The 22,166-nt window shown below is 39.5% G+C and carries 23 protein-coding genes; 6 read left to right on the plus strand and 17 right to left on the minus strand.

Annotation, left to right across the window (positions count from 1 at the left end; genetic code table 11):
• Positions 1 to 265 precede the first annotated feature (265 nt).
• From BMY50_RS06855 to BMY50_RS06865, 3 genes are all read right to left on the minus strand, one after another.
• Positions 266 to 1,066: an SDR family NAD(P)-dependent oxidoreductase gene (locus BMY50_RS06855; protein ID WP_093320871.1), complete on the minus strand. Its 801-nt coding sequence runs from the start codon at positions 1,064 to 1,066 to the stop codon at positions 266 to 268.
• Between the two features lie 116 nt (positions 1,067 to 1,182).
• A complete protein-coding gene (locus BMY50_RS06860) occupies positions 1,183 to 1,866 on the minus strand; it encodes an NADPH-dependent F420 reductase (protein ID WP_202907756.1) in 684 nt (227 codons plus the stop codon).
• Positions 1,867 to 2,152: 286 nt separating this feature from the next.
• Positions 2,153 to 2,896, minus strand: a complete 744-nt coding sequence (locus BMY50_RS06865) for an SDR family oxidoreductase (RefSeq protein ID WP_093320879.1) — start codon at positions 2,894 to 2,896, stop codon at positions 2,153 to 2,155.
• Positions 2,897 to 3,003: 107 nt separating this feature from the next.
• On the opposite strand from BMY50_RS06865, the gene BMY50_RS06870 reads away from it, so the two are divergent.
• On the plus strand, positions 3,004 to 3,366 hold the full coding sequence (locus tag BMY50_RS06870; RefSeq protein WP_093320883.1) for a winged helix-turn-helix transcriptional regulator: 363 nt from the start codon (positions 3,004 to 3,006) through the stop codon (positions 3,364 to 3,366).
• 83 nt (positions 3,367 to 3,449) lie between these two features.
• Here BMY50_RS06870 and BMY50_RS06875 read toward each other — a convergent pair whose 3' ends face one another.
• From BMY50_RS06875 to BMY50_RS06900, 6 genes are all read right to left on the minus strand, one after another.
• Positions 3,450 to 4,418 carry an SDR family NAD(P)-dependent oxidoreductase gene (locus BMY50_RS06875; protein ID WP_093320887.1) on the minus strand — a complete coding sequence of 323 codons (969 nt, stop codon included), beginning with the start codon at positions 4,416 to 4,418 and terminating at the stop codon, positions 3,450 to 3,452.
• A 78-nt stretch (positions 4,419 to 4,496) separates the two neighbouring features.
• Positions 4,497 to 5,054 carry a Crp/Fnr family transcriptional regulator gene (locus BMY50_RS06880; RefSeq protein WP_093320891.1) on the minus strand — a complete coding sequence of 186 codons (558 nt, stop codon included), beginning with the start codon at positions 5,052 to 5,054 and terminating at the stop codon, positions 4,497 to 4,499.
• Between the two features lie 94 nt (positions 5,055 to 5,148).
• On the minus strand, positions 5,149 to 5,898 hold the full coding sequence (locus BMY50_RS06885; RefSeq protein ID WP_093320894.1) for an NADPH-dependent F420 reductase: 750 nt from the start codon (positions 5,896 to 5,898) through the stop codon (positions 5,149 to 5,151).
• A 158-nt stretch (positions 5,899 to 6,056) separates the two neighbouring features.
• Positions 6,057 to 7,577, minus strand: coding sequence for an MFS transporter (locus BMY50_RS06890; RefSeq protein WP_093320897.1), 1,521 nt, complete (start codon positions 7,575 to 7,577; stop codon positions 6,057 to 6,059).
• Positions 7,578 to 8,234: 657 nt separating this feature from the next.
• The gene (locus tag BMY50_RS06895; RefSeq protein WP_093320902.1) at positions 8,235 to 9,122 is read right to left on the minus strand and encodes an Rpn family recombination-promoting nuclease/putative transposase; all 888 of its coding nucleotides are present in this window, start codon (positions 9,120 to 9,122) and stop codon (positions 8,235 to 8,237) included.
• A 279-nt stretch (positions 9,123 to 9,401) separates the two neighbouring features.
• Complete coding sequence (locus BMY50_RS06900; protein WP_139202225.1) at positions 9,402 to 9,923, minus strand: hypothetical protein; 522 nt, start codon at positions 9,921 to 9,923, stop codon at positions 9,402 to 9,404.
• A 139-nt stretch (positions 9,924 to 10,062) separates the two neighbouring features.
• Here BMY50_RS06900 and BMY50_RS06905 point away from each other — a divergent pair, with 139 nt between their 5' ends.
• Complete coding sequence (locus BMY50_RS06905) at positions 10,063 to 10,386, plus strand: serine hydrolase (RefSeq protein WP_093320911.1); 324 nt, start codon at positions 10,063 to 10,065, stop codon at positions 10,384 to 10,386.
• A 255-nt stretch (positions 10,387 to 10,641) separates the two neighbouring features.
• Here the strand turns inward: BMY50_RS06905 and BMY50_RS28430 are convergent, their stop codons facing one another.
• Complete coding sequence (locus BMY50_RS28430) at positions 10,642 to 10,842, minus strand: hypothetical protein (RefSeq protein ID WP_238383685.1); 201 nt, start codon at positions 10,840 to 10,842, stop codon at positions 10,642 to 10,644.
• A gap of 149 nt (positions 10,843 to 10,991) precedes the next feature.
• On the minus strand, positions 10,992 to 11,186 hold the full coding sequence (locus BMY50_RS28435) for a hypothetical protein (RefSeq protein ID WP_238383686.1): 195 nt from the start codon (positions 11,184 to 11,186) through the stop codon (positions 10,992 to 10,994).
• A gap of 323 nt (positions 11,187 to 11,509) precedes the next feature.
• Here BMY50_RS28435 and BMY50_RS06920 point away from each other — a divergent pair, with 323 nt between their 5' ends.
• Together BMY50_RS06920 and BMY50_RS06925 are read left to right on the plus strand one after the other, a co-directional pair.
• Positions 11,510 to 12,445, plus strand: a complete 936-nt coding sequence (locus tag BMY50_RS06920; RefSeq protein ID WP_093320916.1) for an NUMOD4 domain-containing protein — start codon at positions 11,510 to 11,512, stop codon at positions 12,443 to 12,445.
• Positions 12,446 to 12,461: 16 nt separating this feature from the next.
• On the plus strand, positions 12,462 to 13,256 hold the full coding sequence (locus BMY50_RS06925; RefSeq protein WP_093320920.1) for an NUMOD4 domain-containing protein: 795 nt from the start codon (positions 12,462 to 12,464) through the stop codon (positions 13,254 to 13,256).
• Positions 13,257 to 13,490: 234 nt separating this feature from the next.
• On the opposite strand, the gene BMY50_RS06930 is transcribed toward BMY50_RS06925, so the two are convergent.
• The 5 genes from BMY50_RS06930 to BMY50_RS06950 form a co-directional block, all read right to left on the minus strand.
• Positions 13,491 to 14,099 carry a hypothetical protein gene (locus BMY50_RS06930; RefSeq protein ID WP_093320924.1) on the minus strand — a complete coding sequence of 203 codons (609 nt, stop codon included), beginning with the start codon at positions 14,097 to 14,099 and terminating at the stop codon, positions 13,491 to 13,493.
• 74 nt (positions 14,100 to 14,173) lie between these two features.
• Complete coding sequence (locus tag BMY50_RS06935; RefSeq protein WP_139202226.1) at positions 14,174 to 14,515, minus strand: hypothetical protein; 342 nt, start codon at positions 14,513 to 14,515, stop codon at positions 14,174 to 14,176.
• 23 nt (positions 14,516 to 14,538) lie between these two features.
• Complete coding sequence (locus tag BMY50_RS06940; protein WP_093320930.1) at positions 14,539 to 15,780, minus strand: ETX/MTX2 family pore-forming toxin; 1,242 nt, start codon at positions 15,778 to 15,780, stop codon at positions 14,539 to 14,541.
• Positions 15,781 to 16,420: 640 nt separating this feature from the next.
• Positions 16,421 to 16,603: a hypothetical protein gene (locus BMY50_RS06945; protein ID WP_093320933.1), complete on the minus strand. Its 183-nt coding sequence runs from the start codon at positions 16,601 to 16,603 to the stop codon at positions 16,421 to 16,423.
• Positions 16,587 to 16,961 carry a hypothetical protein gene (locus BMY50_RS06950; RefSeq protein ID WP_093320937.1) on the minus strand — a complete coding sequence of 125 codons (375 nt, stop codon included), beginning with the start codon at positions 16,959 to 16,961 and terminating at the stop codon, positions 16,587 to 16,589. Before BMY50_RS06950 ends, BMY50_RS06945 begins: the two co-directional genes overlap by 17 nt.
• A 371-nt stretch (positions 16,962 to 17,332) precedes the next feature.
• Here BMY50_RS06950 and BMY50_RS06955 point away from each other — a divergent pair, with 371 nt between their 5' ends.
• Entirely contained in the window at positions 17,333 to 19,615 is a 2,283-nt protein-coding gene (locus BMY50_RS06955) for a glycosyltransferase family 4 protein (RefSeq protein ID WP_093320942.1), read from the plus strand.
• Positions 19,566 to 20,576 carry a glycosyltransferase family 4 protein gene (locus BMY50_RS06960; RefSeq protein ID WP_093320947.1) on the plus strand — a complete coding sequence of 337 codons (1,011 nt, stop codon included), beginning with the start codon at positions 19,566 to 19,568 and terminating at the stop codon, positions 20,574 to 20,576. Before BMY50_RS06955 ends, BMY50_RS06960 begins: the two co-directional genes overlap by 50 nt.
• Here BMY50_RS06960 and BMY50_RS06965 read toward each other — a convergent pair.
• The gene (locus BMY50_RS06965) at positions 20,573 to 22,066 is read right to left on the minus strand and encodes a glycoside hydrolase family 130 protein (RefSeq protein ID WP_093320951.1); all 1,494 of its coding nucleotides are present in this window, start codon (positions 22,064 to 22,066) and stop codon (positions 20,573 to 20,575) included. The genes BMY50_RS06960 and BMY50_RS06965 overlap by 4 nt on opposite strands.
• Between the last annotated feature and the right edge of the window lie 100 nt (positions 22,067 to 22,166).

Raw genomic sequence — 22,166 nt, forward strand, 5'->3', positions numbered from 1 at the left:
TTTATTCATATTGTGTTCACCTTTTATTGCATTCATGCTGCCTTCGGCGGTTTTAAAGGTGATGAAGCTATCATGATTTATTTTTCACTTTTTGTATATTTTTCAACGACGTTCAAGAGAGCGCTACGCTTAGTTCATTCCACTATGTGATAGGCAAATCATGATGGTTTCATATTGAATAAATTTACAAATTAAACCGATAGCTACGCTACCGGTTCATTATGCTATTTGAAACCACTAGCAGCGCTAGTAACCCTTTATTTAATTATAGCCTGTACCCACCACTAGCTTCGACCACTTGGCCGGTTATCCAACCGCCTTGATCGGAAGCTAAAAAACCAACGACTGCGGCAATGTCTTCGGTTTCCCCAAAGCGCCCTAACGCTGTATCTGTTTCGATAGCCTTTACAATATCACTATTTTCGCGAACTGCTGCGTTCATATCTGTGCGTGTCCAGCCTGGCGCTACAGCATTTACCGTAATTTTTCTAACTCCAAATTCTATCGCGAGCGCATGAGTGAGTGTATTGACGGCTGCCTTTGCTGCCGAATAAATGGGAACGGACGGTTGCGGACGTGTGGCCAGACCGGAAGACGTATTAATGATACGCCCACCGTCGGAAAGTCTGCTTTGTGCCGACTGAATAACAAAAAACGGGGCCCTTGCATGAACTGCAAACATGGTATCCCAGCTTTCCGGCGTTGCGTCTGCAAGACTTCCCCAACCGGCATTACCGGCATTGTTTACCAGGATGTTCAAGGTATTACTACCTGTGCGTACAACAAACTCACTATCCAGTTTTTCAAAAAATGCAGGGATAGCATTTGCATCTACAAGATCTGCATGAAGCGCAAAAGCTTTGCCTCCGGCTTTTTCGATGCCTGTAATAACTTCCTCAGCCGCATTTTTACCTGAATTGTAAGTAATAGCTACTAAAGCTCCATCTTGTGCAAGTCGTTCCGCTATTGCACGCCCTATTCCACGTGATCCACCAGTAACTAATGCTGTTTTATTGGTTAAAGCCTTTTGTCCGATACCATTTTCTACTTTGTTTTCTTGTGACATATTATTTTAATTTTTTTGTTATGACAAATTTCGGGAGTCGCAGGTTCTTACATTTTGCCATTTTGAGGTATTACTTTGCCGAATTAATTTTCTGCAAGCGCCTACCGCCAAACTTATCAGACCACTCGTTCTCGATATATCGGACCGGGATTTGCCTCCACAATGGTAATAGCTAAACGGTTGAGGTAATCACCACCACCGTATTCAAGCGTAGCGACTTTGTGAATAAGTACGCCGGCCTGCTCTATCGTTCGGGCGGCTTTAAGTGCGCCAACATTCAAAGGTTTAAAGCCAGCATCAGCGATTAACGTCCGAGTAATCTCTCCTGCCGACTCATCGTCTGTTGCATAGAAAATACCCGGAGGTACCGATGTCTCAGACCAAGCTGCCACTTCAAGAAGCGGAGATGCAAGCAAGTTGAACGCCTTAACCACTCGTGTATTAGGTAGCAATGTTTGCAAAACCTCTGCTGTCGAATTATCACGCATAAATTCTAAGTCATGGTAGTGTTCAAACTTATCGGTAACGGCCAATGGATTCATCGTTTCTATAACAACTTTTCCTTCAAGTGCATTGCCTGCAAGATTTACTACTGCTTTGGCTCTTGGCCAATAAACAGAAAACAGGATCACGTCCCCGAACTCAGCTGCTTCTTGAATTGTTCCAAAGCGAGCCTTACCTCCTAATTCCTGAAGCAATGGTTCTAATTTTTTGGCTTCACCGTCTTTTGCAATCACCAGCTCATGTCCGGCCTTAACCCATGCTCTAGCGAGCCGAGAGCCTATATTACCAGTATTCAAAATTCCAATTTTCATTTTTATTTTTTGTTTAAGATTTCTAATCCTTTGGATATCGAACGGCAAAGTTCTGTGTTTAATTTTCCAGATATTTTGCCATATTGAGGAATTTCATTGCCGAATTAAAGATTCTGAAAGATTTTAAATACCAGACCTAGCGGATTCTTAAACTGAAAAAAAATAGGAATATATCAATACCTTATAAACAAATAACCGGAATACTATATATCTTCCGGTCATTGTAAAATTTTGCAGCTATTGTGGTATCAATTACTTAACAACATGGAGTTTATTTCAGATGATATTGGATAAATCCACCATCGACTGCAATGTCTGCTCCATTGATATATGCTGCTCCTTCTGAAGCTAAGAACAACACGGTACTAGCAATTTCATCAGCCTTACCAAGCCTTTGAAGAGCTGTTGATGATGCAAGATACGCTAAAGCTTCACCGGGGGCTACAGAATCTAGGCCGGGTGTTTGGATGGGACCTGGGCTTACGAGATTTACACGTATTTTTCTGTCAGCAAGCTCGTTTACCGCAACATGGGCAAGTTTATTCAATGCTGCCTTCGTAGCAGAATAAGCTGCTGTCGCAATGGCCGCGCCCGTGGCAACGCCAGAAGAAGTTAAAATAATTGAAGCGCCGTCAGCTAAGTGTGGAATCAGTTTTTGAAGTGTAAAGAATTGCCCTTTTACATTTGTGTTAAATTGGGCATCAAAGTCTGCCTCGGTAATTTGTGCAATTGGCGCAAATATGGCAATGCCGGCATTAAGGTAAAGTACGTCCAGTTTTACGCCACTTTCTGCAACAGCTTGTTCCAAAACAGCTATTCCCTGTAGGGTGGAAGTATCCGATACTACCGCTTTTAAATTTGAACTGTTGATTTCTTCGGCAGCTTTTTTCAGATTTTCTTCACTTCTGCCGGTGATCCATACATTTGCACCTTCTCTGATAAATGCTTTTGCAGTTGCCAATCCGATTCCCTGGCTTCCACCTGTTATTACTACGTTTTTGTTTGTAAAACTCATTTTTTAAAATTTTTAATTTATTTACTACACAAAAGTAGCATATGAAAATTTATTTTATTTACTTTGTTACCAAAAGTAACAGTAACTTTCGAGTAACTAAGTGAATTATGACAGAAGAACTTTGCCACAAAAGAGATATCATGGCAATACATGATGCGATGGATGTACTCAATGGAAAATGGAAAATCTCCATCATCTCATCGATGTGCTATTACAACGAGAGAAGATTTTCCGAAATACTGAATGACCTGAACGGCATTTCAAACAAACAGCTGAGTAAGGAATTAAAAGACCTGGAACAGAATAAACTCGTTAAACGAACGGTATTAGATACGCAACCAGTGACGGTACAATATAACCTTACAGAATATGGATGGTCTTTACAGAATCTCATTTATGGTCTTGCAGATTGGGGAAAAGAGCACCGAAAGGTAATTATTGAGGAAAGTAACAATGTTCCCGTAAGATGATTTTCAGGGGCTTTAAAACGAAGTATTCTATGAATTTTTAAGATCCATTGACTAATTTACGGTTTTAGAGCTATCACCAATGCTTAAGGAAGTATTGATGATGTTTCATTTTCTTGCAAATGGACGAGCGTTTTAGTGTCACTCCATAACTTTTTTGCCCGCTGCTCGTCATATGATAATTTAGAAGAACGTCGCTCAATTAAATTACCGTTATTAGATTGAAAATATTTACCTGAACCATGGGAATACATTGGGTCAGCGGCTATTTTCGCAAGAAACTGACCTGATAAAACAACGTCCCCAAGGGTTATTCCACTTCGTTTCATTACCCAACGCATAAAAGAAGTACTTGCAAGCCATTGTACAAGCTTAGGCATACTTCGTAAAAATCCGGTATCAAAAGTAGCTCCCGGATCAAACGCTATTGAAGAAACCATAACACCGGCTTTTTTCAATCTTCGGTTTAATTCATACGCATAAAGGATGATACACAATTTAGATGTAGAATATGCTTTTCCGTTTGGAATTGGCTTTTTGCCATTTTTACCGGTATGGGCGAGTTCGATTGCACTGTATTCTGCTGCAACTCGCATTGTTTTTCCATCAACAGTTTCGGGATCGTGTGTACCGCTTGAAGTAAAAACGATACGCCCTTTGCTCGCTACTCGGTCAATCAATAATTCCGTTAAAAGGACATGTCCTAAGTAATTTGTGGCAAACGTTGTTTCATAGCCGTCTTCGGAATATGTAGTAGCGCCATTTAGTCGAACACCTGCATTGCAAATGATTCCCTGTAAAGACTCAATTTCACCTCTATCGAGCATTGAAAGGCACTGAGTAACTCCAGATCGAACGGATGTCAGCGAGGAGGTGTCCATTTCAATAATATCCACTTTTACTTCATAGGAATTTCGCAGTTCTGCCGCAAAAGTTTCCATTTTGGCAGGACTTCTTCCTGCTAAAATGAGATTGTAATGATAGGTTGAGGCGAGAAGTTTTGAGCATTCTGATCCTAATCCACTGTGCCCTCCTGTTATAAGAATTGTTGGCATATTTTTTCTGTTTTAAAATTATCGTGTAAAGGTTACATGTTTAAAAGAGAAAATATTTGCCAATTGGCAAAAAGTGAATTAGCCGATACTTTTTCTAATTCGACTTAAGGACGATTGTGTAATTCCTAAGTAAGAGGCGATGTAAGAAAGAGGAATTCGATTAGCAATATTCGGGAAGTTCTTTAAAAATTCAAGATAGCGGGTTGTAGCATCTTGTGAAATCATAGAACTTATTTTTTCTATTTTCCGGATGTGTTGCTTGGTCATAATTTTATCAATCACTCTCTCCCAGTCTAAAATGGTTTCAGAGAGTTCCTTCCAATCTTTTTTGGTAAAAATGATGAATTTACAATCAGTGACTGTTTGTATATAAAAGGACGGCTCAAAATTTCCCCAATCTTTAATCAAATGGTTTTCATCAAAAAAATATTTGGTGATTTCTTCTCCTTTATTATCATAGAAAGAAACACGTACCACCCCTTCTACAAGAAAACCAATGTGTTTAGGGACTTTGGTAGCTTCCCAAAAGTAATGGTCCTTCGGAAATTCCATTTCTGCCGCCTTGCCCGTGATAAGGTCGATTTGCTGTGTGTTCAAATTCCCGAATTGTAAAATATATTTGATAAATTCATTCATTCGGTAAAGTTATCATACAGGATCAGACTGGAACTTGTCATTTGGTAAAAAAGGCTGCGTCTTGTGATGTGCCTTAGAGAAGCGATATTTATAATTAATTTATTTCATCTCTCAACAGGTAACTTTGTATTTTCTCCGTTTGTTCTGCAAGAGACAAGTTCATCGGCAAGCCAGTGATAAGTTTTAAAAAATTTTCACGACGTTCCGGTAATGATAATTTTATTGCCCGATTTACCCAATTTTTGATTTCTTCATACTTTAAGTTCGTCGCATAAATCGGAGCTCCTGGTTGTTGCTTCCAAGAATCAGCTAAAGTTCCCACATCGAAGAAGTCAAAACCTATATCGTCTAAAAGACCTTTTACAATTTCTTTGTCTTTTGCACTATCACCTGAAACAGGGAGAGCTATTCTCTTAGATTTCTCTTTATTAGCAAGCTCTTGAATTGAACGAGGAGAGATCGTATTAAAAACTTTCACTACAGGGCGGTTTATGATATTTGAGACCCAAGTACTTTCAACCATACCCTCATGAATTTCCTTAATGACACCATCTCTTATTGGATAGTAATTTCCTACATCGATAATGACAGCGGAATGAGGTGCTTTCTGAAAAAGATCCGTTGGAAGAAGAGGAACATTTTTTACGGGGATAGCAATGATAATTACGTCTGCATTTTCCGCAACGTTATTTACTGCCACAGGCTTAAATCCAATGGATTGCGCATCTTCTTTAATCGTCTCTGGTCCACGCGAATTGCTGACGCGGACTTGATGACCCGCTTCTAAAAACTTTTGGGCAAGAATTAGTCCCATATTACCAGCACCTATAATTGAAATTTTCATAAGCTCCTTACATTTATAACAAAGTTGAGAATATTCTGTGCTTAATATTTAGCCGTTTTGAGGTATTTCATTGCCATTTTGGTTAGTTTCTAAATTATTTGAAAAATAACTGACAACTATCACGGATTATCATCTTTTTACTGCATTACATCTTGATTCTATTCCTCTACCGTATCGACTTCTTTTCGAAGAAAAATGAAAACAAACAGTGCTGTAAGCACTGTGATACCGCATAACAAAAACATAAGCGTTGAAAATCCTTTACTATAAACCTGATGTAAGTCCGCTTTTTCTACGGATGGCACTAGTACCAATGCTTCTTTGATATCTCCGGTAACAAGTCGCTGAGCAACCAAACTCGCATTCTTTCCTGCAACTTTCTCAATGTTACCACTTGTCAAAGCAGAAAATATTGCTGTTACTACAGCTATTACGAGCCCTTCTCCGGCTACACGAGAGGTACTAAAAATACCAGTTGCCATACCGGCTCTTTCTTTCGGTACTACACTTACAGCTAGTCCGTCCATTAATCCCCATGGTAAACTGATTCCTACACCAATGGTTAGTAGCGATCCTATTAACGTATCAATTTCAGAACCATCAGTAAAGTGCCCCAACCAGTAGAGTCCTATTGCCGATATTGCAAAGCCGATACTACAAATTATTCCTGGGGTAAACCAACGAGTCATATACCCAGAAGCTATAGGTAAAATAAGGAAAGGAGCGGAAAGTGCCATCATAATCTTACCCACAGCTATCTCATCCATTTCTTCAATCCCGACGAAACGTATGGGAAGCAGTACAAGAAGTACTACAAATGCAAAAGACGGTGCTACCGCCAACAGCTGTGCACCTAAAAAACGGGGAAAGCGAAACAGACTCAGATCAAGCATGGGACGCTCACTTGAACGTTCGATCATCACAAATGCTACAAATAGGACTACAGCTGCAATCAATAGTGTTACCACAAATGGATGATTCCAGCCGCTTTCCGGGCCCTGAATTATCCCAAAAGTAAATAAAGAAAGTGCTAACGTAAAACTGATGGCACCCTTCCAGTCAAGCCCAGAGGCTTCAGGATCACGAGATTCTGTCATGAAGACCATGGCTAAAAAAAAGGCTATTACTGCCAAGGTTGCTGTAAGCACAAAGATTGCCTGCCAACCAAAGGTTGCAATAAGCCACCCCGCTACAATAGGCCCAAAGGCTAATCCAATGCCAAAACTAGTTCCGACGATACTGAATGCTCGTAGTCTTTGTTGTCCTTCAAATTCCTGAGATAGTGATGCAAAGCCACCGGCAAATGCCGCAGCTGCACCTATCCCTTGAAATGCTCTAAGTAAATCAAACCAAACCAAGTTAATAGTGAAAAAAGCCAAACAAACCGAAAACATCCCATAGATTATCGAGCCTATTAAAAGAACGCGTTTACGTCCGTAGTTATCGGCAAGTGTTCCGGCAGCCATCAAGGTGCTGCCAAAAGTTAATAAAAAGGAATTTATAGCCCAGTTTAGCTGGATGGGACTACCGCCGAGCGTATTGCTAATTGCGGGTAAACCAACTGCTATTCCTGTAAATGAAAATGGAGTAGCAACGGCGACACAGCATATAGCTAAAAGAATGAATATTTTACGAGATGTAGTTGACGATTGTTTTTTTTTTCCCAAAGACCTAATCATGATGCTTAATTATTTTATAAGCGCAAAGATCAATATAGCATCATCGCTTTATTTTGCCATTTTAGGGTATTTCTTTGCAATAACTATTCTTTTTACAGTCATTGCCTATAAGGTTAAAAGAGGACCTCATTATCGTCTTTGCTTGAGGGCTATCCGCTACAATCTTTTGTTCTATTGATTGTTGTACATTGTCAAAACGAAATGGAACATGACCCAACAATTACCTCTGACCAGAACTTGTATCTTATTTATGCAGATGGCCTACTAGGCGATGATCAGTAAGGGATCACAGACGGTGTTCATCCAAACGACCTTGGATTCGATGGGATGCTTCATAAGATCCGGCCAATGATTTTAGAAATTTTTCGGCGTTATGAAATCTAACACGACACATAATAATTCAACAAACTGAAAATGATTATACGTACCGCTTTCAAATACAGACACAAGTGGAGGGACGTTATGTTTCCTTTCAAGTGCAACGGATGGTTTACTATTGCTTTGTAGAAACTTATGACCTCTTCGACAAAAATAATGTGATCATTTCTATAAAAGACAATGGATTGGATATACGACCGAAATATCTGAAGAAGATTTAAAAAGAAAAGCTATCCCTCAAACCAAGGAATAGCTTTACTATATATTTATGTGAATCTTTTAATTCTTCTTCTTTTTAGCCAAATCGGCACGGACTTTTTGGACGAAGTCTATTGATACTTCAGCAATCTCCGCAGCTTGTTCATCGGATAACCTAAGCATTATAATAAGGTTCTCTACCACATCGTAGCTTTTCTTTTCCGTTGCTTCCCTTTTTACCGAATCAAAGGCATTCTGGGTATCCCATTTCGCTTTTAAACTAGCTTCGTACGCCATACGTTCCTCCTTTTTTAATTTAGACACTTCTCCTATCTTAAAGATAAGCTTAAAAACTCGTTTATCCAAAAATTTTGGGGTTTCATCCATACTGCTCATATGCTTGAGAAGATAGAACCATTTGTCCCGTTCACTCTCCAGCCGACCCTCATTTTTAACAAAGTTAGGTAATTGGAGGAATTTAAATCCCAGTTTCCTGTAAAAAATTTCACCCGTAGATTTGTCAGTCAATGCAATATCATGAAAATACTGTTCTCTTTTCTCTTCATTCATGCGAAACTCCAGTACAGCAATAAGGTATACTTCAGGTAACTGATAATTATTGAATGCCTTCCCTTTGGGTAGCTGCCTCTGGATAAGACGCGATGTATAATATAATGCTCTGTCTTTAAAATACTCCTGCCTGATGCGTTGCATCTCAACAATAAAGAATTCTCCGTTCTTTCCTTTACAGTGCAGGTCAAATATTACACGCTTATCCTCATCGTCATCTCCGTCATGTTCTGTAGGCCCGTATTCCAGATCTTCAATGTATTTTTCGCCCTCAAACAGGTCATTCAGGAATTCAATGAGAATTTCCTTGTTGGGTTCACTTCCGAAATAATGACGGAAACCCCAGTCGCTTAACGGATCAATAAATTTTCCAGCCTGTGGGTAGGTTGTGTTGGTCATAAGAAATAGATTTTGGTTTTTGTAAAGATAATAAAAACAACTTATTTGACTAATATTTTTAGCAAAAATATTACAAGAGTGCAACCCATGGAGAGTTCGGAATTTCTTAAGAAAAGTGAGCGTTGAGGTTTGATTTACATTTAGTCAAGTTCCGTCACTTACGATTTTTTCAGTAATAGTAGTGATTCCTGGTATTTCGGAAACGTAGGATACTCCAGACCCAAATAAAGCAGAGGTTATTATAATAATGGCTTTGTGGTACACATGAGCAACATATTATCAACGTTTAATATACCCGTTCAATGCTACCGCATACGTTCTCCGCTGTACGTCTTCTGGTTGCATACCTTTTCGGCAGGCAATGTTAGCTCTAAAATTGAATGCATGGGAGGGGCATAACACGTTTAAAGGAATGGTAGTTGGCCTAAAAAATATGTTGCTCTCGGAATAGACTGTATATACTGATCCTTTTTGTACGATTAATAAAATATCATGGGGTGATACTTCTGTGATTCTCCCAAGAAAAGAAACCATTACAAATGTGTTCGGTTTTTGTTGATCCGAACTCCAGTAATCTTGGTCTATCCATACATCGTTTTTCAGACTCTTCAGGCTATGTTGATTTGTGTTGACTGCATCATGAAAAATATTAACATCGGAAATAAAGGCTTGTCCATTTTTATCATACACCTGCAATAGATGTTTTTTATCCAAAACCGGCATTACGAAAAGTATGTCATTGATATGAACAGCTGTTGGCGCATCAAACATATCGCGCATAATAAGTGTGTGTGTAGCCATGAGCATGAGGTTTTGGTATGGATTAACTTGCTAAAGTTGCTCGTTTGATCCTAAAATTACAAAACATATAGAAATTTGCCAATTTTGTTGTAAAAAAATCAACTAGTGTATCATTAATTTAGCAAGTAGTGGTACCCGAATGCAGTTTTACCAAGGAAAGATTTTGGCTAAACCAACAACCGAATTCCTGTATGAAACTATGGTAGAAACTGTCGTTGGACCGAACCGGATAAAAGGCAAACTGCCCGAAAACCAAGAAGTTGCTCATAGACCAGGGAGTTCTTTTACCAATGATGAAGGATTAACTGCTGCGATCAATGATGTAGGAATTGTGCAATTACCCAACGGAAAACATTTTGCAATAGCAGTGTTTGTATTTAACACAACGGAAAAATATGAGGTTGGAGAGGACATGATTGCGAGTATAGCAAAAGCAACTTGGGATTATTATACTGCGAAATAATAGCAGTTGCTGATTTTGCCTTAATCAGTTTTCAAATACAGACACAAGTGGAGGGACGTTATATTTCCTTTAAAGTGCAACGGATGGTTTACTATTGTTTTGTAGAAGCTTATGACCTTACCGACAAAAATAATGTGGTCATTTCTATAAAAGACAATGGATTGGATATACGGCCGAAATATCTGAAGTACCTTAAAAAAGAAAAGCTATCCCTCAAACCAAGGAATAGCTTTACTATATATTTGTGTGAATTTTTTAATTCTTCTTCTTTTTAGCCAAATCGGCACGGACTTTTTGGACGAAGTCAACTGTGACCTCAGCAGCCTTTTCCGCCTGCTCATCTGTAAAGCCAAAGTCTATAATAAGGTTCTCTACCACATCATGACTTTTCTTTGCTTCGCCTTTGCGATAAAGAAAATCTTTTTCTTCCTTAAAAAATTTGCTTACTGCTTCCATAGCTTTTTTAAACCATTCATGCTCCAACTAAAACAGACAAAACATGAAAGCTCCATTTGGCCTTAAAAATAAAAAACTAATTACAAATGAATTGTGTTTCCAAATTGCTGCGCAATTGTACAAATCGTAATTGCTTGAAATATCGACTTTCAGAGAACCAGCGAAGCTAGCTTCTTCAATGTGTCAGGTCTTCGTTCTTTTGTATGCTGTATATCGTCTGGAAGCTCCTCGCTCCTAACAATATCCAATCCAAGTACCTCGCGGACAATGACCGGCAAGGTCAACTCCAGATTCTCCTTGATAATCTTATCATACTGATTCGCTTGTTGTTTACTTTGGCTCATTCAGATTTAGGTATGATGCAAAGATATAAAATCTAATATTTTTAGCAAAATAATATTGCATTTTTTCGCTTTGAAGAAGCTAAAAAGAGTTTGATCAGAAGATTGATTTAATTAAATTAATACAAAAAGAGCAAAAATATTTTCAAAAAAGAGAATACTATTTTTTGGGTAAACAAATTAATATGAAAGTGCTAGCGTCTCTCTTTAAATAAGCATAATTGTTCCGAAATTAACACCTCAACAGGAACACTATACTCATATTTGTGTACATGACTGCTTTTCAGTAAATTGCTTTTTTCGATCTACTGTTAAACCGCTTTTCTATGGCACAGCTAGACAAATTATATACCGACATATCAAAACCTTATCGCGACCAGAGCCTCACGGATAGACCTGGAGAAAAATGGAAACCGGTACCTGGTTTCGAACATTATTTTGCCGTTTCAAATTATGGAAGAGTTAAAAGACTCCGGCGTTATTCGTTCGATAGTATCGGAAGGAAATTCACTACTGCCGAAAAAATTATACTTCCTTCAATCAATTACTGCGAAAACAAGCTGAAAAATGATTTTACGTACCGTTTTCAAATACAGGCACAGGTGGAGGGACGTTATGTTTCCTTTCAAGTGCAACGGATGGTTTACTATTGTTTTGTAGAAGCTTATGACCTAACAGACAAAAATAATATAATCATTTCTATAAAAGATAACGGATTGGACATACGGCCGAAATATCTGAAGAAGATAACACTGAGCGAGAAATCTAAACGTACGTATGAAACGGGCAGGCAGCAGCCTACCTTTCTTTATGATCCCTCCTATAAAGAGCGTGCAGTGAATGCGTCTAATGCCATACAGGCCAAGATGGTTTCCTGCTACGATCTGAAAGGCCAACTGGTAGAGACTTTTACAAGCATTTTAAAGGCACGCAAGAAAACCGGAATCTGGTATGATAACATTCGGTATGCCCTGCGGCACCCCTATCACTTGATGGGCGGCTTTTATTGGAGGCCGGGTGATGACTTAGTAATTGACCTTGCAGAAAAACCAGGCAAGGATTATCGAGAGACCAGAGGGAGTAGGATAACTAAATTCGATCTTGAGGGGAATCCATTGGAAAGGTATTTAGCTATATCGGAGGCCGCAAAACTGAACAACATTAGTCACCGTAGCATTATGAAAAACGTGAACAACGAATCGGAGAATGCAGGTGGTTTTATTTGGCGACTGGGCCATCACTATAAAAAGCTTAAACTATAATCAATAATGTAAATTTATGAACAAGCAAAGAAAAGCGATTAACACAGCCACTCCAGCACATAGAGACAGGTCATTAAACGACAGACCCGGTGAGCAGTGGCTACCCATCCCCCACCTTGAAAAGTTCTTGCTTGTATCCAATCATGGCCGTGTAAAACGTCTCGAACGCTTATCTGTACGTTTCAATGGGGTTAAATGCGTGCTTAAAGAAATGATTATGCTTCCGGCTGTGAATAAAAGCTATAATAAATTCAGAGACGACTATATACATGCATTACAACTCGAAACGAAGATAGAGGGAAAATTCATTTCATTTCAGGTGCATCGCATGGTATACTACTGTTTCGTTGAACCCTTTGACCTAAACGATAAAGACATTGTCATCAAAATAGCTGATGGCGGACTAGATATTCGGCCGCAGATGCTTTTGCGATTAAATCAGAAGGGCAAAGCGCAGCGCATGTATGAAACAGGCAGGCAGAAAAGCCCTTTCAGCTTTGATGATTTTAAAAGTAAACTGGAAGAATCACCTAACGGAAACTTAGACCAGCCTGTATCACAATATGATCATAACGGCATATTACAACACACCTACAACAATATTACAGAAGCAACGGAGATCACTGGAATAAAAGTGAAGGAAATTCGCCATGCCGCTAAATGGCTGGTTTGTTTATCGAAAGGTTATTACTGGCGTTATGGGAAAGAACCCTCTGTTGACGTGGACCGGATAAGGCAGATTATGGCAATGGATGAGGTAAAAGTACTCGCAGACGCTTATAGACATTTTACGGGGGAAGATATGGTGTGAACCTAGCAGGATTTGAAAGGATTAGTGTTCCCCGTCGGCAAATACCATATTCACAACCCTGACAATACGAATTTTAGTTGCTGGTTGCGTAATTGAGCACTCTATAATATCTTATTTTTTTAACAAAATATTTCTGTTCCGAATACGTATCGGAAAAGTATGCAACTGCTAAACCACAGTATTCGACATTTGAACAACAGCTTGACGGCTGTTTATAGACACATTGAAAGTCGGTTACAGATTATCGATCTGATACTTAACGTTGGCATTTACAGGATAAATGCCCATCCATTCACCGGTTATTTTTACTTCTTTTCCCGACTCTTCACCGACCAGTAGAGCAGTATATGAAGACTTATATTTAATCATATTTACACTTAGATTTACATGTAATTTTTTGCTTGGTTCTACATAAATTGAATCGTTTAGATCCAAAGCCGTTGGCATCTCAGCTACGCTATCTTTAAATGGCCATTTGCTTTCTCCCAAAGAGATATTTCCACTTTCATCAATATTTAATGGCACGGCTATGCCTGTTGTATCTAATAGGTCGTACTTTTTAAACTCCTCGCTTTGAAAAATCGAAGTTTCGACCAAGTCTTTACTAGGAGTGATAACCACCAGTTGACGCACGGATGTTCCGTTGCTGAAATCAAGTGACTTACGTGGGACATTAAATGTTTCGATGCTCTCATCACTTGAAGGTACAAACTCAATATTTTTTAATTTAAAAAATTCGCCTTTTGGCGGTCCTTCCGGATCATCGGGAGTAACCTCATCGGTTTGTTTATCACACCCAAGTATAATGACTATGGAAAAAATCAATAAGAACAGTTTATTCATCGCGTTTTATAAAATTGGTGTCGTTCACTAACGGATTGTTGCAAATATAATATATCACAGCGAACTTTGAAGATTTAATCAGATTTGCTGCTTTTGCGCCTATTGTACATTGGCTCTTGTTTCCCTTGCTCTTGTGCAACTAGTTTTTTGTTTTCAAAACGGAAGATAGTATTCACTATATACCATTGGCCTGCATAAATCTGTTCATTATAATAAAGTGTTTCATGCAACACTTTATTTTCATCAGAAAAAAAATCTTCTTTATATGGTTTGCCGAATTTGGTAATAAACTCGTCTTTGTTCATCCCTAAAGTCGCTCTATTTGGTCCGACAAAAATACTTTCCCTCCTGTACTGGGTAGCACAACCCATGAGGTACAGGAGGATTAGTAGTGTAAAAGAATAATATCTAAACATATATAACCACTTAAATTCAAGTGTTAATTTGGTATGACTTTAATAGCTTTTTTTGTTTTAACTTCATTCGTCAACAAGTTCGTTTCCTGCGTGGTTATGTTTATATCCGTGCAATCTACGCCATTCCAAACCCCGGCTACCTTTATGATCTTGTTCGTGTTAAGCCCACGCAACGTCGCGATGTATTTTACATTCATATCATACCTAGTTACCGAAGCGGTTGCAACAACCCTGGTATTTGCTGGCACAAGGATAGGTATGTTATAATCTCTGGTGTCCTCTGTTGTTTCACTTGTACCGTAAGTATGCTGCGTAGAACCGCTAATTTCGGTCGAAATTTTGCCGTTGGCAAAAAATGGAACTCCTACTTTAATTTCTGTATTCACTTTGGTCGTAAATGTATTCTGGGTATTGAAATTAGAGGTCTTGGATGCTTTTTGACCGAAATTCGTCGTAATGCTCTGCTGTACGGATGTTCCATTAGTATACGTCCAATTAACTGTAAAATCGGGAACTTGGTTTAATGTAGCCGTAGCGTCATTGATATATTGGATCTCATCGATCACAAAATCGTCGATAAGCCTGACTTCAAATTCCTGCCGTGCCTGGTTTCGGTATTTATCGAAATAAATGTTGTTACCATCTGTGCCGATCACTTTATTGTACACATTAATGGGTGTCGGCTCAGGACCATCAAAACCCAATACGTCGGCATTTTGGAAAATATACGAACTCGGTGTTATCTGACCAGGCAAAAAGCTCCATGATGCACCCAACGTGCTGGTTTCATCCTTTACATATAACACGTGGTTGTCTGGCTGGCTGGCGTAGGTTCCAGCGGAAACAAGTTTGTTTTCAACATTTTTTATAAGGACATAACCTGTCAATGGCATGATTTGTAGTGAAAACCGTTGGTTTAGATCATTGGCGTTTTCACCCTGTAAAACGAGTACATTTCCAACACCCTGTGAAGTAAGGAAACGCTGGCCCGTACTGCTTTCTTTTGCGATGATATTAATCGGGAATCCAGCGATATCATATATAGTAGACGGGTTATCTGCCAATGGTACTATTGTTTTTGGCTTTTCAAGGAACTTTTTATAAGGTGATTCCTTAATCGGGATTATTGTATCTAAACTCAGGGAATCCAGTTTTAATGATTTTTCAGCACTCGCGATTGTTTGCTTAAAACTCTCATCCAAGGTTTCTTTACTACAGGACGTCAGAACGATCATCAGCAGGATAATCATTGGTTTAATTTTCATGTGTACGATATTTAAAGGTTTTGAGTTGAATTATTGTGATTCTGACAGATACTCATATCCAGCCGGAATGAAAGTCAATATCATAAAGATTGGTTCAACGTAATACTAGTGAATATAAATTTGTTGCATAATTAATAATTACAGTAAATATCGGTGATAGCGTCAACTATGTTCCGATCGATTATAACGAACAAGAAAAAGGTATGGAATTATGAAAACTATACGTTTTGGTCGTTTTTTTAGGCGAATGGTATTTAAATGGTGGATCCTTATTTATTGTCACTACATTAATAATATAAAATTTAACAATTTAGTGGTTTATTATTTTTTTTGAAAGGTATTAATTATAGATTATGTTATGAAAATAATTACACAAACACTATAATTCATTACACAGAAACATATACTCACGTGACGAATGGTATAGACACTTGTTAGATTTGAGAAAAATTCTTCAGGCTTTCTGTGCTTTTCTACTAATGTTGATCTAAGCAAGTCTTTAGCAAAAAAACTTCGCTTATACTGTAACTTATCGATAATACCGCTTTTTCTAAAGCATAAAAAAGTTAGACAATGTACTCACCTATTCTTTTAAAAAGAATATGCTCGGATGCAGAAAAAAGTATCTCACATTATATCATTATTTAGATTTAATCTGCTCCTCTAAGTAGGTTGCAATGGCCTGTAAAAGTCCGGGTTTTATTTCTGTCGATGATTCTGCTGTAGGGTCTAGCAATATCGCGCGGTAATTCCGTTCTTCATCGGGCTCAAAATGTACCAAGGTACCGAATACATCTACTTCGATTTTATGTGTATAACCCATCCAGCAAATGCGGGTTTGGAATGCATGTGCAACATTTTGATGCATGACGTTTAGCTACTGTATGGGTCACACCAGCAATGATAAATAATACAAGGGGCAAAAGGCGCCAATCGATTGTGAAAGTATCAATTTTCACAATGCACCATGCAAATGCAAGAGCCAGAATGGGATAAACGCTGAAAAGCCTTATTTTCTGGAATTTACTAAAAGGTAGAACTTTTTTCTTATCCCCTGTTTTCATGCCCCATATTTCCTTTTGCAAAGGGTCGTTGGAATCACCTGTTGCAATATCGACTTTTGGGCCGAATAGCTCTTTTTTCAAAGCGCTAAACTGCTCGGTAATCCATTGCTTATCCACCAAATTCTCTTCAACATCTCATAATTTATTTACAATTAATGAATTAGTAGGACGGGCTACCAGAAGACGACTTTTATGAAATATTTCAAACCAATATAGCTCTTTTTCTATGCTCGGGATAGTATCGGAAGTGACTGTTTTTTCAAAATTTTTGGTCCAGCTTGCTGAACAACAAGTGCTCTTGACTCGATTTATTTCACTTTGATCCGAAAAAACACAGCATATGCCAATATATATGAGTATATTAGAGACTTCGATGTTCCCTTGAACAATTATCTCGTTACCCGCATCGGTCAGAAGCAAGCAAATACAGATTCTCTTTCTTTATGTATTATAGGTAAGGGCACGCACACAGATTAACACAAATAAAAATGAAAATCGCATTTATAGGCACGTATGCACCTCGGCAGTGCGGCATTGGATCTTTCTCGCAAAACTTGTTTGAAAGCATCCGGGATTTAACACCTTCTCAAGCATCCGAAAACATAGTAATCGCCATTAATGATCCCGGTAACACCTATGCCTATCCTCCGGAGGTGAAATTCATTATTGAACAGGAGGATCATGACAGCTATCTCAAAGCTGCTGATTTTATAAACAATAACAGCATAGACGTTTGCATAGTACAACATGAATATGGCATTTTTGGTGGACAGAATGGTGTATTTATTCTCACCCTACTGCATCACGTGGCAATACCTGTAATAGTGACCTTTCATACTGTCCTGAAAAAGCCATCTTACAACGAGTCAATGATTTTGAAAGAAATAGTCAGGGCAGCAGAAAAAGTTGTTGTGATGACGAACAAAGCAGTAGAAATGCTCAGAGAACTATATGAAGTGCCGGCCGAAAAAATCGAAATGATACCTCATGGTGTACCAGACATCCGATACGACAGAACTATGGTACGACAGGAGTTGGGACTTACAGGAAAACACGTGCTGCTAACGTTCGGCTTCATTGGGCGCAACAAAGGTATTGAAACAGCTATCTCCGCATTGCCAAATGTGGTGGAAGAATATCCAGACACTATTTATATTATACTCGGTAAAACACACCCCAATGTTGTGAGACATGCGGGTGAAGAGTATCGTTTGTTTTTGCATAGGCTTGTTAAAAAGCTTAATCTTGAAGATCATGTTATATTCTTAAATCAATACGCCTCGCAGAATGACCTGTTTAAATATCTCAGCGCCTCGGATATTTATCTGACTCCCTATCTCCACGAAGCGCAGATTACAAGCGGCACCCTATCTTATGCAGTAGGGGTTGGGTCTGCTGTGGTATCCACACCTTACTGGCATGCTGTAGAACTTTTGGATGGTGGGCGGGGCAAATTGTTCAACTTCAACGGCGAACAGCAATTATCTGATATATTGATGGACCTACTTGCTCATCCCAAAAAGTTGGAGTCGATGCGGCACTGCGCAAGGGAATACGGAAAAACCATCACCTGGCCCAAAACCGGGGGTGGATATTATGCGCTTGCGAAGTATCTAGCTGAAAACACCCCGAAATTGGTTATCAAGAAAGATCCGGCATTAGATCTCAATGTATTGCCGCCACTGCGTCTCGATCATATTGAAAGGCTGACTGATAGCGCGGGAATATTTCAGCATGCTACCTATGGCATCCCAAATTATCATGAGGGATATTGCCTCGATGACAATGCACGGGCGCTGCTTATGATGTTGATGGCGTACAGACGGACAAAAAGCGAAAGAGCTATTAAATACATCGCTATTTACCTAGGTTATATTAATTATGCACAGAATGCGGATGGCACGTTCCGGAATTTTATGGGATTTAATCGCAACTTTCTGGATAAGGTAAGCTCAGAAGACGCTTTCGGGCGGGCCATTTGGGCGCTTGGATATGCAATGGCCCATTCGCCGATGGATGCCTATTACCAAATGGCCCGTCAACTTTTTTTCAAGGCGATGCCACAATTTGAAAAGCTTCAGTCGATACGGAGCATTGCCAATACCATTATAGGCCTTTACTATTATCTCCAAGATAATCCTTCTGACGAAGGTATGATCGAATTAACACGGAAGCTGGCAACTCGCCTTCATACTGAGTACCAAATCCATCGTAAAGACGGATGGCATTGGTACGAATCACTTTTGGCTTACGACAATGCATTGCTTCCTCTGGCTATGCTATATGCCGCCGAAATATCAACTAATAAAACCTTTGAAGAAACCGCTTTTGAAAGTATGGCATTTCTAGCGTCGCATACCTTACAGAAAGGCCATCTGAGCCTTATAGGTAATCAAAATTGGTATCGAAAAGCGGAGATACCGTCACCATTTGCGCAACAACCTATTGATGCAATGGCCATGGTACTATTATATCTTCAGGCCTATGTCTATAGCGGAGAACCCCGCTATCTCAGCTTACTCTACACCTCCTTTATGTGGTTTTTGGGTGAGAACGATCTCCGTATAAGCCTTTATGATTTCGAGACGCACGGGTGCTGTGATGGCCTGCAAGCAGATGGTGTAAACCGCAACCAGGGAGCGGAAAGTACGCTTGCTTATATCATTTCGTACCTTGCTGTCCAACATACATTTGAAAAGCCTTACTGCAAATTTATACAAGATGAAAGTCGCAATATTAGCACCGATAGCCTGGCGTACCCCTCCACGTAAATACGGTCCGTGGGAACAGGTAGCTTCCAATTTAACGGAGGGATTGCTTGGCCAAGGTATAGAAGTGACTTTATTTGCTACAGCAGATTCCTTAACGAAAGCGCAGCTTCACCATAGTAGCCCTGCCGGTTACGCAGAAAACTCTACATTAGACCCGAAGGTGGAAGAATGCTTACATATTAGCCAAGTCATGGAACTTGCAGCGGACTTCGATATCATCCATAATCATTTTGATTTTTTGCCGCTCACTTACGCTAAACTGATCAATACGCCCATGGTTACTACCATCCATGGGTTTTCATCTCCAAAGATTATTCCTGTTTACAAAAAATACAATAAACATTGTTTTTATGTGGCTATCAGCAACTCGGATCGGTGTTCTGAGTTAGATTATGTAGCAACTGTATATAATGGTATTGACACTTCCCATCTGCATTTTTCGGCAACTGGGAGAGACTATCTGCTTTATTTTGGTCGCATACATCCAGAAAAAGGAGCGCATTTAGCCATTAGGATAGCCAAACTCACCGGAAAACAGCTGATTTTGGCGGGGCTGATCCAAGATCAACATTACTTCACCGAACACGTTCTGCCCCACATTGACGAAGGCCAGATTCAATATTTAGGCAATGTTGGACCCGCCGAAAGAAACGATTTATTGGGTGGTGCATCGGCATTGCTTCACCTTATTGAATTTGATGAACCTTTCGGATTAAGTGTTGCCGAGGCTATGTTATGTGGCACACCGGTAATTGCCATGAACAGAGGCGCAATGCCCGAGCTAATCCGGCATGGTACAACGGGTTTTTTGGTAAACGATGTGTTAGAGGCCGTACAAGCTGTCGGTCATATCCATGATCTTGCCCGGGATGAATGCCATCAGTGGGCCAAAAGCAAGTTTACGAAAGAAAAAATGACGGAAGATTACATTACGGTATACCGCCATATTTTGGGCTGTTAATTGTTTTTCTCTTCTTCCCCAAGGATCTTCACCAGAAGTTCCCTCACATTGATTGTTGCATAGGTAGACGCGTAATCGGACATGGCGTAGGGAATGACAAGCTCGCCTTCGTGGATATAGGCACCGCAGGAATAAACTACATTTGGTACATAGCCCTCCCGCTCTTTGGCATTCGGAATAAGCAACGGCTCACTTAATCGCCCGATTTCCAGCTCGGGATTATCGATATCTAACAAAGACGCCCCTAGTACATACTCACGCATGGGGCCGACTCCGTGCGTAAGCATCAACCATCCGGCTTCGGTTTCCAAAGGTGAACCGCAATTACCCATTTGTACCAGCTCCCAAGGATATCTTGGTGTCTGTATCAATTTTGCTTCTCGCCAAACATTGATATTGTCTGAATAGGCGATATAGTTATTCACACCATCGATTCTGCAAAGCATAGCATAACGACTATTAATCTGTCGAGGAAATAATGCCATACCTTTGTTTTGTGCTATAGCCCCATGGATCGGTATCACGGTAAAATGTAAGAAATCATAGGTCATCAGTAATTTCGGTAATATAGCCGTTCCGTCATAAGCTGTGTAAGTAGCGTAATATGTTGCTACGCCGCTTTCCGCCACGAAACGCACGAAACGCGCATCTTCAATACCGTTTCTCTCTGTATCGGCAATTGGAAAGATGACTCTTTCGCTAAGGGAAGTGTCCGTTGAGAACGTCATTTCATAATTAGAAGAAGCAAGCCATTTCGCTTCTTGTAAAAACAGGGCATTTTCCTGTTTGACTTCCAATTCCGCCTGCGCGTTCTGCAACGAGATCTTCAATTCGTCGTAGGTAAATGCATCTTGAAGCTCTTTACTAATAGCTTGATAAGCGTTATCATTGTGTTGGCCACTCTCCTCGCACATCTCTCTTAATTTTCTCAAAAAGGACTTCTTATGATAAGTATGGTTCTTTATATGTTCGGGAGCTTCCAGCATCATACCCGGTTCGTAGATTTCAATATCTTGATTCGCATCCAGTATCCCCTCTCTGAAAACAATGGAAGAGATATGTCCCTCCCCTGTCGCGCGGAAGCTAATTATAATGCGTTTGTGTCCGGGATGAAGCTGCGTTTGGTCGGGATGTTCTATCATAGACGGATTAAAAAAAGCCGCAGCCTCAATGGAATACTCCATCGTAAAATATGAACCGAAGAGCAACTGTAGGTGTTCCGGTAAGTTTTTCGGATCAAGCCCCATTTGTTCCATCAGGGGTACAAGCCGCCGGAAATGGTTAGTGAGTCGTTTTCTAATGTCGCGATGCCTTCTGGAATAATTACGGATTACTTGATTGAATTGTTCTTCTTGCTGTTTATTACTAAGATTTAATATCGCGGTAATGAGACGTTTTGCTCGTTCGTCTCCGGCAAACAGAAACCTTGCGATAACCCGGTGGGAATCGGGCTGGAATATTTTTTCTTTTCTAATTATCTTTAATAGCATCTGTTTTATTTTACTATATTATTTGATTATTACATGAATTCCCTTCGAAAAATGGGTTCCTATAGATGAATGCTTACTTTTTCTAAAAAATTATTTTTTT

The organism is Olivibacter domesticus (assembly GCF_900109575.1).
Taxonomy (GTDB): domain Bacteria; phylum Bacteroidota; class Bacteroidia; order Sphingobacteriales; family Sphingobacteriaceae; genus Olivibacter; species Olivibacter domesticus.